We start from the raw sequence: 13,868 nt of genomic DNA on the forward strand, positions 1-13,868 counted from the left end.
ATGTAGGTGATATCTGTGACCCAGAACTGGTCCGGAGCGTCGACATCAAACTCTCGGTTCAAGGTGTTGTCGGCCACGACCGCAGGGCTGCCGCCGTAAGAGCCAGGCTTCTTTTTGTAACCAATCTGGGCCCTTATCCCTGCTAGACGCGCCAAACGCCAAGCCCTGTTGGGGCTGATGTCTTCGCCCATGTCGCACAGATCATCATGCAACTTGCGGTATCCATAGACCTCGCCGCTGTCATCCCAAGCCTGCTTCAACAGCACCGTTTGGCGCTGATCCTCCAGCGCACGCTGACAAAAAGGTTCACGCAGCCATGCATAGAAGCCGCTCGGATGAACGGCCAGCATCCGGCACATAGCCCTGACGGCAAAGATTGGCCGGTGTTCGGCGATAAACGCATACCTCACCGGGATTCCCTGGCGAAGTATGCGGTCGCCTTTTTTAGGATGTCCCGTTCCTCCGTGACCCGCAGCAGATCTCGCTTCAACCGGCGGATCTCATCAGCTTGCGCATCGACCTCTTGGATCACCTTTGCGGGCCGCGAAAACTGCTTCTGCCATGTGTAGATCGACTTGGTGCTGACCCCCAATCGCTCGGCCACCTCGCGCACCGGGTAGCCCCGATCCTCGACCTGTGCGACCGCATCGCGCTTGAACTCATCTGTGAATTTGTTCGTGGACATATCGTCCTCCTTGCTTCCAAAATTACCAAGCAAGGCGTCTACAAATCTAGGGGCTATTCAGACCTTGGAGGTGTAGATGACGACTGGAAAGCGAAAATCCGAATGGTCCATGCGGCGCAGATTGTGCTCGCCAGGACGTTGGCCTGTCTGGCAGCGTGTGAATCTGTGTCGGTTCTGGCGGTGGATCGCAGCAGGTCTCTGCAGTGAAGATGCTGGTGTCGCAGCCGGTGTTTCTGCTCCTGTCGCAAGCCGTTGGTTTCGGAGTTCTGGCGGAATGCCTCCCACACATTTGGCCACATCTGCGCCGCAGCCGCAGGGCCGCAATCTTTCCTTTGCCGAGCGTGAGGAGATAGCCTTGGAATGCGCGCGCAAGACCGGGGTGTGCGCCATTGCACGCAAACTGGGGCGTTCGCCCAGCACGATTTCCCGCGAAATCAGGCGTAACTCCGCGACCCCTAGCGGGGATTTCGATTGCCGTGCCATCACCGCGCAGTGGCATGCGGACCGTGCTGCCCAAAGCCCCAAGGCCAGCAAGCTGGCGAACAATCCTGCCCTGCGTGACTATGTGCAGGACCGGCTCGCAGGCCTGATCGCCACGCCGAACGGCGTCGCTTTCGATGGGCCTGTCGTGGTATGGAAGAAACGACGGGCGGTTCACCGGCAAAGTCGACGCTGGTCCTTGGCGTGGAGCCCGGAACTGATCGCGCAGCGGCTGAAGGTGCACTTCCCCGAGGACCTGACCATGCGCATCAGTCACGAAGCGATTTATCAAGCGCTCTACATTCAAGGACGCGGCGCCCTGGAGCGCGAGCTCTCCGCCTGCCTGCGCTCAGGCCGGGCGCTGCGTCTTCCCCGAGAACGCGCGCGGAACCGAGGCAAGTCTTTTGTCGGGGATGCGTTGATGATCAGCGATCGCCCGGCAGACGTCTGTGACAGGGCGGTGCCAGGCCACTGGGAAGGTGAGCTCATTCTCGATCTGGGCAGCTCGGCGATCGGAACCTTGGTCGAACGAACCACGCGCTTCACGATGCTGCTGCATCTGCCGCGAATGGAGGGCCATGGAAAGGCCAAGTCCATCAGGAATGGGCCTGCTCTTGCCGGTCATGGTGCCGAAGCCGTTCGCGACGCAATCGTGGGGACCATCATGGACCTACCAGCACACCTGCGCAGATCCCTAACCTGGGACCAGGGCGCCGAGATGACACAACACGCCCAGCTCCGGATCGACACCGGTCTCGACGTTTACTTTTGCGACCCACAAAGCCCTTGGCAGCGAGGCAGCAACGAAAATACCAATGGTCTGCTTCGCCAATACTTTCTCAAGGGAACGGATCTCAGCCAACACGGTGCGGATGAATTGAATGCCGTTGCCAACGCGCTGAACACGCGCCCACGCAAGACGCTCGGCTGGCAGACACCAGCGGAAGCACTCGACCGCCTGCTCAAAACGGATATGATCGAAGGTGTTGCGACGACCGGTTGAATCCGCCTAGGCTGCCCCTGTCGCTATGATGAATGCATCCCTTTGGTGGCCTTCGCAGGGCGATGGCCATGTTCAAGGCGCGGATCGCCAAGTCCTTCTTCATCCAGATGGCTGCAGCCCTTACCTTTCTGATCGAAAGCGACACCTACAACTTGAAGTTCGCAAGCGAACCCGAGGCCGCCCTGCATGGCCGTACTATTGGGCAGGCACGCGGACGTGGCCTTGGTGGCTCAACTTCCATCAACGGTATGGTCTATGTCCGCGGCAACGCGAAAGATTACGATCAATGGGCCAGTCTTGGCGTCGAGGGAGGAGTTTCAACGATTGCATGCCGTTCTTCAAGAAGATGAAGCGTTTTGATGCAGGCCGCGATTCGATGCACGGCGGCAACGGCCCGCTCAGCGTCACCCGAAGTGCGGCCAAACATGCCTTTTATGATGCCTTCCAACTGGCAGGCGAGCAATACTACCTATCTGCGGCAGGCGATTACACAGCGGCGCGCAGGAAGGTGTGCATGTCACCCAAGCCATCATTCAGGGCGGCAAGCGTTGCTCAAACGCCGAGGCCTATCTGCGCACGGCGATGGCGCGGCCCAACCTGACCGTGCGCAGGGTGCCTTGTCGAGAAGATCGTGTTTTCCGGCACCACCGCGCAGGGCGTCACTTACCTGCGCAACGGTCAACCCGAAACAGTCGGGGCGGAGCGCGAGGTGATCCTTACGGCGGGCACCATTGGCTTGCCACATATCCTGATGCTGTCCGGTGTGGGCGAGGCCGCACATCTGAAGCACCATGGCATCCCACTAGTGGCCGATCTGCCCGGTGTGGGGCAGGGGCTGCAAGACCATGTCGTGGTCTCGCTCCGCTTTCGCTCCAACGGGGCAGATGCGATCAGTTGCAGTCTGGAAAGTCTGCTCGGCCGCGCCAAACTGGGTCTGGAATGGTTGCTGTTCAAGACAGGCCTTGGTGCCACCAGTTTTTTCGAAGTGGGTGCGTCCTTTAACGGCGGCAGTGGCACGGATTACTTCAACCTGCAGCATGAATTCCAGCCATTCTTGGCCGATTTCCAATCCGGCAAGGTCGTGCTGGGCGACGGCTTTCAATACTTCATCAGCCAGATGCGCCCGCACAGTCGCGGCTCCATCCGGTTGAAATCCAATAATCCCAGCGTTAAGCCAGCCCTCAGTTTCAACTATTTTGACAGCCGCCGCGACTTGATCGAGATGATCGAAGGTGTGCGCAAAACGCTGGACATAGTCGGGCAACAGGCATGGCGCAAATACTGCACTGGTCAGTTGGACGAGGTGCGCCGCAATTCCACCAACGACGAGATTGAGGCGTTCATCCGCAACGTCGCCAACACCGAGCACCACCCGGTCCGCACCTGTCGGATGGGCCGCGATGCGGGCGCTGTAACGGATGCGGCGGGTTTGGTGCATGGGCTTGATCGGCTGCGCATCGTCGATGGCTCGATCCTGCCAAAGATCCCCTCCGCCAATGTGAATGCCCCAATCATCATGGCGACCGAGAAGATTGCGAGTGTGATCACCCGAAAGATGTAATGCCGCCAAACGATAGAAACGATAGCGCGCGGCATTCAGGTCCGCGCGCCGTGGCTGTAAAATCGCCTACTTTGCACAGCTTTGCGCTGGCGGTGGAGTCTGCCGAGCGGTGTCACGGAAAATGCAGGGATGGTGGCACAGTTCTACGTCAGGCGGGTCTACATCAGGCGGGTCTGCATCAGCTGGGTTGTGTTGACAGGCGGCCTGACAGGTTGGTTCTGTCTTTTCCGATCATCAGCACGCTGCTATCCGGCGCGAACAGTGCGGACAGCGGAAGCATCGCCGCACCGATTGGCGACGCGTCTGGCCCGAACTGGCCCGATACTATGGCCGGTTCCACGATGCCGATCGCGCTCATCTGTTGGAATTGCGCTTGCACGCGCGCATGAAGGTCATGGTGAATCGGTCGCGGCAGGATGCTATCCAGCACGATGGCTTCGATGTCGATGACGGCGGTGATGGCAATGATCGCCTCTGCCAAGGCATTGGCGCAATCGTCGAGCCATTCATAAAGCGGCGCATGGGCTCCGACGGGCAGCGGGTCTAATTCGCGGACACGGGTGATCTCTATGCCGCGTGACTTTAGATGGTTGACCAGCACATAGATCGAGGCGCGGTGCAGCAGGCTTTGGTACCGGCCCTTGTGCGGGGCGACCGAATCCAGTTTTGACGGCGACACCGGCAAGGGACCGAGCGCGGCACTGTTGCCGTGCGGCCCCGTGTGCACCTTGCCGCCTTGCACCAGCCCGCCGCCTACGAAAGTGTCGATCGAAATATGCATGAAATCGCTGTAACGGCGACCGGTGCCTTGCAGCAATTCCGCAAGCGCTGCAGAGGTCGCATCGTTTTCGACGAAGACCGGCGTTTTGGGGTCGAGCGCGAAGAATGTCGTCAGATCAATGACCTCCCACCGCGCGCCAAGATCCTCTGGAAAGTCCAACTCATCGCTCCACAAGCCCAGAAAATAAGGCGAGGCGATGCCGAGGCCGACAATGGTGGCATCGCCCAGACTGCCGACGATCTGGTTGAAGTTATCCAGAACAGTATTTCCCGCCTTTCGCACCAGATCGGGGTCGGGAAAACGGTATTCATGAGTTTCGCGGGCCCGAATTTCTCCTGTGAAATCAACCAAGACCGCCTCTAGCGCTCGGCGCCCAATTTTGATGCCAACGCTGTAAACCCGTTCCGGCGTCAAACGATAGAGAGTTGAGGGAGATCCACGCTGGCCAAATCTTTTTCCAACCTGCTTGACGAATCCAGAGGCTTCCAGCCCGTCGACGATGACAGCCACAGCAGCGGGTGTCAGATGGGCGGCTCGGGCCAGATCCGACTTGGAGGCCTCCTTCATGCGGCGCAGTGCATCGAGGACAAAGCGTTCGTTATAGCGCCGAAGCTTACTGGAATTGCTGCCTTTTCCTAACAAAACCAGCGTCTCCTGTCACTTTTTCGGGTCTTTCCCGTTTGGTCGAGCCCGCATTGGCGACGCGCCACCTCAACGTCTCATTGTGTTCGACACTGACCGTAGGAAGCAGGGAAGTCAATTTAACAGTTGCAACCGGATTTTATTTATTATAGCAAATTGAAAAAAGAAATACCTCTGGGAGGAGTTGTCTCGCACATGAATGTTGGTGTAAATCCGGCTGGCTTTGCCGATGCGGATCAGACGGCCCCGATTGCTTTGGTGGATGTCACTAAGGTGTTTGGCGGCACGGTCGCGCTGCGGGATGCCTCGTTTCAGCTACGACGCGGTGAAGTGCTGGCGCTGCTGGGGGAAAACGGCGCGGGCAAAAGCACCTGTGTCAAACTGCTGGCGGGGGTTCATGCGCCAACCGAAGGCGGCGTGCAGATTGATGGCATACCCGTCACCTTCCGCTCGCCCCACGATGCGCAAGCCGCTGGGGTAGCGGTCATGCACCAGCATCCGGGCCTGTTCCCTGATCTGTCGGTCGCGGAAAACATCTACATCGGCCACATGCCGCGCGACCGCTTTGGCGGCATCGACAACGCCGCGATGATCGCAGGCGCGCGCCGTGTGCTGGAAACCGTCGGCCTTGATGTGCGCGCCGATGTGCCACTGGGGCGGTTGCGGATTTCCGAACAGCAGTTGGTGGAGATTGCCCGCGCCTTGTCACTGGATGCTCGCGTCCTAATCATGGATGAGCCGACTGCCGCGCTGTCGCAGCGCGAGGTGGAGCGGTTGTTCACCGTGGTCAACGATCTGCGCCAGCACGGCGTGGCGATGATGTTCGTCGGCCACCGGATGGATGAGATATTTCGCATCGCAGACCGGATTGCCGTGCTGCGCGACGGGCGTTTGATCGGCGTGCATCCCAAGGCCGAACTGGGGCGGGCCGCTGCGATTTCGATGATGGTGGGGCGTGAGGTGACAGACCTTTACCCCGAACGCACCGCCGCTCCCGGCAAGATGATGCTGGAAACCCGCGGCCTGTCGCGCAGCGGGGCATTTGCCGGCATAGATCTACAGCTGCATGCGGGCGAAGTGGTTGGCCTTGGCGGGTTGGTCGGATCGGGGCGGACCGAGATTGCGCGGGTGCTGTTTGGCATTGATCAGCCGGATGCCGGGGAAATCCTGATCGACGGCACAGTGATGCGACTTGGCTCGGCGCAGGCCGCGATGGATGCAGGCATTGCCTATGTCTCAGAAGACCGCATGGGGCAAAGCCTTGTGATGGATTTCTCGATCCTCGACAACGCCGTGTTGCCCAGCCTTGACGCAGCCGCGCCGCGCGGAATTTACCAGGCGGACCGGGCGGTTGGTCTGGTGGCGGGCTGGCTGGAGCGGATGAAGCTGCGCTTTGCCAGCTATGATCAGTCGGTCAACCAGCTTTCAGGCGGCAATCAGCAAAAGGTGGTGCTGGCGAAATGGCTGCGCTCTGGCCCGCGCATCCTTATTTTGGATGAGCCAACGCAGGGGATTGATGTCGGCACCAAGGCCGAAGTCCATGCGATGATTGCTGATCTGGCGAGCAAGGGTATGGCGATCTTGCTGATTTCCTCGGAAATGCCGGAACTGATCGGCAACTGTGACCGCATCATTGTGCTGCGCGAAGGCCGCAAAACTGCGGAGTTTGCGCGGGGCGAGGCCACCCAAGAAAAGGTACTGGAGGCCGCAACCAAAAGCGGTGAGCAGGAAAGCCATGCGGTTGAAATGGCGCGGGCAACGCCCGTCAAAGGCCCGCTCGATTTCCTGAAACGGCGCGAGTTTGGCCTGCTCGCTGCAATGCTGGCGATTGCGATTCCCGTCACCATCATCAACCCGCGCATGATCTCTGCGGCCAACATCACCGCCGTGTCGATGGATGCCGCGCTGGTCATCGTGGCGGCACTGGCGCAGATGCTGGTGCTGATCACCCGCAACATTGATTTGTCGATTGCCGCCGTGATGGGGCTTGCAGCTTACATGGCTGCCAGCATGGTGCAGGCCTATCCGGGGCTGGACCTTGCGGTTGGTCTGGCAACCGCTTGCAGTGTGGGTTTGGTCGCCGGGTTGATCAACGGCTTGGTGGTAACAAAAGGCAAAATTCCGGCCATCGTAGTAACCCTCGCCTCAATGTCGATCTTTCGCGGTTTCAACTCGCTGTGGGCAGCGGGCAACCAGGTCAGCGCCGATGAGGTGACGGAACGATGGCTGGCGATGACCAGCCTGCGCGTCGCCGGTATCCCGTTCATCGTGCTGATCGCGGCGGCCATTCTGGCGGCGGGCTATGTGTTTTTGTACCGCACGGCGATGGGGCGCGAGCTGTTTGCCACCGGATCAAACCCCGATGGTGCGCGGCTGATCGGTATTCCAGCGGATCGGCGGATCATTGCGGCCTTTGCGATTGCCGGTCTGCTGGGGGGATTGTGCGGCGCACTTTGGGCCTCGCGCTACGCGACAGTGGATGCCCGCGTGGCGCTGGGATTCGAGTTGACGGTGATCGCCTCGGCTGTCGTCGGCGGGGTGGCGATCCGGGGCGGGGCGGGCACCTTACTGGGCATCGTCTTGGGGGCGTTCACCCTGCTGATCATCAAGAATGGCCTGACGCTGGTGCGGGTTGATCCGCTGTGGCTGCAAGGCGTCTACGGGCTGGTGATCCTTGTCACCGTCGGGATTGACGCCTTCATCGTGCGCCGGGCGCAAAAAGCGCGGGAAAGGAAGATCGGATGACGTTCCTTCGTAAACTCGACTTCTGGGACATGTTGCTGGCCGGGTCCTGCCTTGCGGTGGTGCTCTATGCGGCGATTTTTGTGCCGAATTTCCTGTCGGCGTTCAATCTGTCACAGCTTGCGGCGAGTGCCTCGGAAAAAGCGCTGCTGATCCTGCCAATGGCCTTGCTGATCATCACGCGTGAGATTGATCTGTCGGTGGCGTCCATGCTGGCGCTGACCTCGGTGGTGTTCGGGCTATTGGTGCAGGCAGGCGTGCCGACGTTGGTGGCCATCCCGCTGACGCTGATTGCGGGCGGCGTGCTGGGGGCGCTCAACGGCTATCTGGTGACGGCGTTCGGGCTGCAATCCTTGGTCGTCACCCTTGGCACGATGGCGCTGTATCGCGGCATTGGCTACATCCTGCTGGGCAGCGGCTCGGTGAACATTCTCCCCGATGCTGTTGTTGATTTCGGCATCAAGAACCTCCCCGGCACGCAGATCCCGTGGACCATCATGCCGTTTTTGCTGTTGGCGCCAGTGTTTGCAGTGGTGCTGCAAAAGATGCCCGTCGGCAAACGCATCTATGCCATCGGCGGCAACCCCGAGGTGGCCAAATACTCCGGCATCAACACCAAGCGCATGATCTTGCGGTTGTTCATCACCTCAGGCGTCGTCGCGGGGGTAGCGGGCATCGTCTACACCGCGCGGCTGTCGAATGCGCGGGCCAACAATGCGCTGGGGATGGAGTTGGACGTGATCACCATCGTGCTGCTGGGCGGGATTTCCGTGTTTGGTGGCAAGGGCAAGCTGACAGGCGTTTTGTTGGCGCTGGTGCTGATTGCGGTGATCCGCAACGTGCTGGCGTTGAACCAGATCGGCGGCGACGCACAGGGCATGATCATTGGCCTGTTGCTGATCGGCTCGCTGCTGGTGGGGAATTACTGGCGCTCTGCCCAAGAGAGCCTGCACAGATCGCGCTCTTTGCGCGGAACGAAGGGGTAATTTCGGGCCCCGAACAGAAACCCGATTTCAGTGGAGGAAAAAATGAAATCGCTTAAACTTACCCTTCTGGCATCTGTTGTGATGTTTGCCGCCGCCCCTATGGCCTTCGCGCAGGAATGTGCCACGGCTCCGGTCAAGGTTGGCTTCTTGCCGAAACTTGACACCGACCCCTATTTCCAAGTTGCCAAGCAGGGCGCTGAGGAGGCCGCCAAGGAAATCGGTGGCGAGGTCATTCAAGTCGCTCCGTCGCAGGCCACAGCTGAAGCCCAGATCGAATTCATCAATAGCCTCGTGTCGCAGCAGGTTGGGGTGATCGCAATTTCTGCCAATGATTCCAATGCAGTTGCGCCTGCCCTGAAGCGCGCCATCGAGCAGGGCGTTCGGGTGATTTCTTATGATTCCGATGTCGCCAAAGACGCGCGTTCGGTCTTCGTCAATCAGGTCAAGGGCGACAGCCTTGCCGAAATGATGCTGGAAAGCGCGTTCGATCTCACCGGCGGCGAGGGCGAATTCGCCATCCTTTCCTCGACCCCCACCGCGACCAATCAGAACGCTTGGATCGACTTCATGAAGGCCAAAATGGCGGCCGAGCCGAAATTCGCCAAAATGAAGCTGGTGCAGGTGGCCTACGGCGAGGAAAGCGAGCAGGTCAACCAACAGCAGGCGCTGGCTTTGGTTCAGGCCTTCCCGGATCTGAAAGCGATCATCGTGCCTGCTGGCATCGGCCTGCCTGCGGCCGCCCGCGCGCTGGAAGAAGCGGGCATGATGGGTAAGGTCAAACTGACGGGTCTGGCTCCGGCGACCCTGATCGCCAAATATATCACCGACGGCTCGGCACAGGATATCTGGTGGAACGTGTCGGACCTTGGCTATCTGACCTATCAAACCGCGCAGGCGCTGGCGCAGTGCAAAATCACCGGAAAAGAAGGTGAAAAGTTTACCGCGGGGCGTTTGGGCGACTACACCATTGGCAAAGATGGTGAGTTGGTGCTTGGGCCAGCCAAAATCGTGACTCCCGCGAATTTGGCTGAATTCAAGTTCTGATCAATCGTCTTGGGGGGCGGCTAGGGCCGCCTCCTGTCCAATCCGTATAAGGTGTGGCCCGATGAAAGTGCTGCTTGCAGGCGAGACGTTTCTTGCGACGACAACGGTCGGTGCGGGGAGCGATACGATCACCACGACCGGCTGGTCTAACGGTGCGTTGGCGTTCAACGCAGCGCTTGCCTCTGCCGGAATTGCGCTGACACAGATCGGCGGCGAGCATTGTGGCGCGGAGTTCCCCCGCAGCTTAGCCGAATTGGCCGAATATGACGCGGTGATCCTGTCGGATGTTGGCGCGCTGACGCTGCTTATGACGCCCGATGCGCGCCAAGGGAAGGTCGGCCCCAATCGGCTGGAGGTGCTGAAAGCCTATGTTGAGGCGGGTGGCGGGTTGATGATGGCAGGCGGCTACATGGGCTTCCAAGGCATGTTCGGAACCGCGCGCTTTGCCGATACGGCCGCGGAAGATGTGCTGCCGGTGCTGTGTTTGCCCCACAGTGATGGGCTAGAGGTGCCAGAGGGGCTGACCGCCACCCTGCTGGATATGGCTCACCCAATCCTCGCCGGAATAGACCAGCCTTTGCCGCCGATACTAGGGCTGAATAAGTTGGAATTTCGCGGGGATGACGCCTCGACCCTGCTAGCGATCTGCCGGTATCGCGGCAAGGATTGGCCACTGCTGGCGGTGCGCGATTATGGCAGGGGCCGCAGCGTGATCTGGTCGACAGATATCGGTCCGCATTGGTTGTCGCTCGATTTTCTGGGCTGGCAGCTTTATGGCAGGCTGATGACGAACATGGTGACTTGGGTTTGCCGAGGGGATCGTATCCGTTAAGGATACTGCAACAAAGGGGGAACCCGATGACTGAAGCACAGCAGAGGTTCCCAAACCCCTGGTCCAACAAGCCAATGGCGCAAAAGCTGATCGAACATCTGCTTGCTTTGAAGGGCCATCGCAGGCGCGCCGGGCAGTGGCAAATCAACGCTGAGCGACTATCTGGCGATCACACTGAACTTGCGCAGACCCGAGTCCAGCGCGGTTGTCCCGATGGATGGCTTTCATTTTGACGATGCTGTTTTGTGCGCCCTGGGCACTCATGCGCGCAAGGGGCCCCCGTTCACCTTTGATGTGGGTGTGGTGGCGGCGGTGTTGGGGCGGCTGAAACAAAATACCGAAGCCGAAATTGTCGTGCCGGTGTTTGACCGCAAGCTAGAAATTTCTCGGGCGGGTGGGCGGCTGATTTCAAAAGATAAAGCCCTGCTTCTGGTGGAGGGAAACTACCAGCTGCTGGATCAGCAGCCTTGGGCGGCGCTGCGGCCCATCTATGACCTGACCGTTTCCCTGAATGTCTTGCTGGCAGATCTCGAAAAGCGGCTGGTGCAGCGGTGGAAGGACTACGGGCTCGACCCGATCGCCGCGCGAAAACGCGTGCTTGATAATGATCTTGAGAATGCAAAGCTGGTTGAGAGCTTGAGCGTGGTTGCCGATTTCACGCTGACCGAGTAAACAGAGATACGGGAGAGATAACAAAATGCCATCAAAACTAGACCAACTGCGCAGTATGACGACCGTGGTTGCTGACACCGGCGATATCGAAGCCGTGCGTCGGCTGAAGCCGGTCGATTGCACCACCAACCCGTCCATTGTGTTGAAAGCACTTGAATCGCCCGATTTTGCCGAGGCGATGACCGAGGCGGTGTCTTGGGGCGCCAAACAGTCGGGCGACCGCGAGGCGCAGATTGCCGACCGTTTGGCGGTATCTGTTGGGGCGACGCTGGTGGGTTTGGTGCCCGGACGTGTTTCGACCGAGGTTGATGCCGATCTGTCGTTTGACACCAAAGCCTCTATCGCGCGCGCGACGGCGATGATCGCGCAATACGCCGAGCGCGGCATCGGACGCGAGCGGATTTTGGTGAAACTGGCCGCAACTTGGGAAGGCATCCGTGCCGCAGAGGTGCTGCAAAAGGCGGGCATTGACTGCAATCTGACGCTGGTGTTCAGCCGTGCTCAGGCGATTGCTTGCGCCGATGCGGGCGTGTTCCTGATTTCGCCTTTCGTGGGGCGGATTACCGATTGGTACAGTAAATCCCTGAACCGCACCTTCACCCCCGAGGAAGACCCCGGCGTGCAATCGGTGCGCGATATCTACAACTACTACAAGGCCCATGGCATCAAAACCGTCGTGATGGGGGCCTCGTTCCGCTCGACTGGTCAGATAGAGGCGCTTGCGGGCTGTGACCGCCTGACCATCAGCCCGGCCCTGCTGCAACAGCTTGGCGACAGCGACGGCACGATTGCGCGGGCGCTCTCGCCGGACAGTTTCGCAGCCGTTGAAAAGATCGACATGGACGAGCGCGCCTTCCGCTGGGCTTTGAACGAGGATGCTATGGCCACGGAAATGCTTGCCAGCGGCATCCGGGGCTTTGCCAAAGATCTGGTCAAATTGCGTGAGATTGTCCGGCAGAAACTCGGCTAAGGGCCAGAATTTCGGTGGCGTGCAGCTTTGCGGTATTGCAAAGGCGCTGTCCGCCGCTGGCTTTCAGATGGATTATCTGAACGAAGGGGGCGTCGGTCCAAATCACAGGCCGATGCCTCAACTTCCTGCCGCTGCCATCGCCGCTGACCGGGGGGCTTTGCGCATGATTTTGCGGTTGGCGCCAAGGCCCAGCCAGCGGAGCGGGACGTATCGCAACTTGCGTTCAGAGCGCGCAGGTCCGCGCGCGACCACGCTATAGTGAGCCCGCGCGCAGGCTATTTTTGCCCGAGGCAGTCGTATAACGCGGCGATGACATGGAGAGAATCAATCGTTATCTAGGCTCCAGACCCATTAACTTTGACAGCCAGAAGAGCACGGTTGCGGCGAGAGCGATGGCGCATCGGTCGTATCGGGTTGCGACCCGGCGCCAGTCCTTGAGCCTTCCGAACATGATCTTGATGCGGTTGCGTCGTTTGTAGCGGCGGCGGTCGAAGCGGACTTTCTTCCTGCGGCTCTTGCTGCCAGGGATGCAAACCCGTATCCCTTTGTCTTTAAAACTTCTCGATACCAATCCGCGTCATACCCTCGGTCGGCCAGAAGTCACTCTGCCTTCGGCATGTGGCCCAGCAGGGCCGCAGTACCTGTGTAATCGCTGACCCGTTGCCCGGCAGGCGATGCTTGCATCGCCGAGAGGGTCGCCTGCGGTCATGAAGAACTTCAACGGCCGTCCCTTGGCATCGGCGATGGCATGGAGCTCTTGGTGTTCAGCCCCCCTTTCGTGCGCCCGGTGGCCCGTCCGCGCCCCCCTTTTTCACGCGCAGGCTGGAGGCCGTGCGGTGCGCTTTCAGATAGGTCGCATCGATCATGGTGGTCTTGCGTTCTGCCGCATCGGACGCGAGGCCCTCCATGATCCGGGCGAAGCCCCCCATCCCGCTCCACCGCTTCCAGTGGTTGTAGAGCGTCTTCGCAGGCCCATATGCGCGAGGCGCATCGCACCAGCGTAACCCATTGCGGTTGATGAAGATTATGCCACTCAGAACCCGCCCCCTCTCACGGTTTGCAGGCAAACCGTTGCCGGGCAACGGGATCATCCACCCCTTGGACGCCCGTGGCTCTTGGGGAAGAAGGGCCGAAGACGGTCCATCTGCGCTTCAGTCAGCCAGAACAAGTTGCTCATCGATCAGGTCCCCTTGCGGAGGCTGAATCATGAAACCAAAGTCAAATCCATGAGATGCCGTAACGGGGCCTGCGTCGCGACCCGCCCGTTACGGTTGCAGAATCGCGGGCAAGCTGGCGCCATTCCCGTATCGGATCCACAGGGAGGAGTGCGGGATGAAGCTGTTTGTCGGACTGGATGTGTCGCTGGAGAAGACCGCGATCTGCGTGATCAGCGAGCATGGGAAGATCGTGAAGGAGGCGCAGGTGGCGCGCGAACCCGAGACGCTGTTGCGTTGGATCAACGATCAGGAC

Annotated in this window: 11 protein-coding genes and 4 pseudogenes; 12 read left to right on the forward strand and 3 right to left on the reverse strand. The window is 59.8% G+C overall.

Annotation, left to right across the window (positions count from 1 at the left end; all coding sequences use genetic code 11):
- A pseudogene (locus AKV04_RS27085) lies at positions 1-685 on the reverse strand (IS3 family transposase); the annotation flags it as partial.
- 76 nt (positions 686-761) lie between these two features.
- Between AKV04_RS27085 and AKV04_RS09840 the strand changes: the two are divergent.
- The 4 genes and pseudogenes from AKV04_RS09840 (at position 762) to AKV04_RS27820 (ending at position 3,729) form a co-directional block, all read left to right on the forward strand.
- Entirely contained in the window at positions 762-2,168 is a 1,407-nt protein-coding gene (locus AKV04_RS09840) for an IS30 family transposase (RefSeq protein ID WP_202905594.1), read from the forward strand.
- Between the two features lie 107 nt (positions 2,169-2,275).
- A complete protein-coding gene (locus tag AKV04_RS09845) occupies positions 2,276-2,518 on the forward strand; it encodes a GMC family oxidoreductase N-terminal domain-containing protein (protein WP_235815595.1) in 243 nt (80 codons plus the stop codon).
- A 272-nt stretch (positions 2,519-2,790) separates the two neighbouring features.
- A pseudogene (locus tag AKV04_RS27535) lies at positions 2,791-3,009 on the forward strand (GMC family oxidoreductase N-terminal domain-containing protein); the annotation flags it as partial.
- Between the two features lie 9 nt (positions 3,010-3,018).
- Positions 3,019-3,729, forward strand: a complete 711-nt coding sequence (locus tag AKV04_RS27820; protein ID WP_407638417.1) for a GMC family oxidoreductase — start codon at positions 3,019-3,021, stop codon at positions 3,727-3,729.
- 178 nt (positions 3,730-3,907) lie between these two features.
- Here AKV04_RS27820 and AKV04_RS09855 read toward each other — a convergent pair whose 3' ends face one another.
- Positions 3,908-5,077 carry an ROK family transcriptional regulator gene (locus tag AKV04_RS09855; RefSeq protein WP_202905597.1) on the reverse strand — a complete coding sequence of 390 codons (1,170 nt, stop codon included), beginning with the start codon at positions 5,075-5,077 and terminating at the stop codon, positions 3,908-3,910.
- A 270-nt stretch (positions 5,078-5,347) separates the two neighbouring features.
- On the opposite strand from AKV04_RS09855, the gene AKV04_RS09860 reads away from it, so the two are divergent.
- The 7 genes from AKV04_RS09860 to tal all read left to right on the forward strand — a co-directional run bounded on the left by AKV04_RS09860 (position 5,348) and on the right by tal (position 12,398).
- The gene (locus AKV04_RS09860; protein ID WP_054006284.1) at positions 5,348-7,897 is read left to right on the forward strand and encodes an ATP-binding cassette domain-containing protein; all 2,550 of its coding nucleotides are present in this window, start codon (positions 5,348-5,350) and stop codon (positions 7,895-7,897) included.
- Entirely contained in the window at positions 7,894-8,880 is a 987-nt protein-coding gene (locus tag AKV04_RS09865; protein ID WP_054006285.1) for an ABC transporter permease, read from the forward strand. The genes AKV04_RS09860 and AKV04_RS09865 overlap by 4 nt, the downstream gene beginning before the upstream one ends.
- A 42-nt stretch (positions 8,881-8,922) precedes the next feature.
- Complete coding sequence (locus AKV04_RS09870; protein ID WP_054006286.1) at positions 8,923-9,924, forward strand: rhamnose ABC transporter substrate-binding protein; 1,002 nt, start codon at positions 8,923-8,925, stop codon at positions 9,922-9,924.
- A 61-nt stretch (positions 9,925-9,985) separates the two neighbouring features.
- Positions 9,986-10,756 carry a glutamine amidotransferase gene (locus AKV04_RS09875; RefSeq protein ID WP_054006287.1) on the forward strand — a complete coding sequence of 257 codons (771 nt, stop codon included), beginning with the start codon at positions 9,986-9,988 and terminating at the stop codon, positions 10,754-10,756.
- Between the two features lie 26 nt (positions 10,757-10,782).
- The gene (locus AKV04_RS26655; RefSeq protein ID WP_202905595.1) at positions 10,783-10,989 is read left to right on the forward strand and encodes a hypothetical protein; all 207 of its coding nucleotides are present in this window, start codon (positions 10,783-10,785) and stop codon (positions 10,987-10,989) included.
- 70 nt (positions 10,990-11,059) lie between these two features.
- Complete coding sequence (locus AKV04_RS26660) at positions 11,060-11,428, forward strand: nucleoside/nucleotide kinase family protein (protein ID WP_202905596.1); 369 nt, start codon at positions 11,060-11,062, stop codon at positions 11,426-11,428.
- Between the two features lie 25 nt (positions 11,429-11,453).
- The gene (gene tal / locus AKV04_RS09885; protein WP_054006289.1) at positions 11,454-12,398 is read left to right on the forward strand and encodes a transaldolase; all 945 of its coding nucleotides are present in this window, start codon (positions 11,454-11,456) and stop codon (positions 12,396-12,398) included.
- A gap of 331 nt (positions 12,399-12,729) precedes the next feature.
- On the opposite strand, the pseudogene AKV04_RS25510 reads toward tal, so the two are convergent.
- Positions 12,730-13,575, reverse strand: a pseudogene (locus AKV04_RS25510) (IS5 family transposase).
- Positions 13,576-13,730: 155 nt separating this feature from the next.
- Here AKV04_RS25510 and AKV04_RS27980 point away from each other — a divergent pair.
- Positions 13,731-13,868 (forward strand): annotated as a pseudogene (locus AKV04_RS27980) (IS110 family transposase); the annotation flags it as partial.

Origin of the sequence: Cypionkella psychrotolerans (genome assembly GCF_001294535.1) — a bacterium.
Lineage (GTDB): Bacteria > Pseudomonadota > Alphaproteobacteria > Rhodobacterales > Rhodobacteraceae > Cypionkella > Cypionkella psychrotolerans.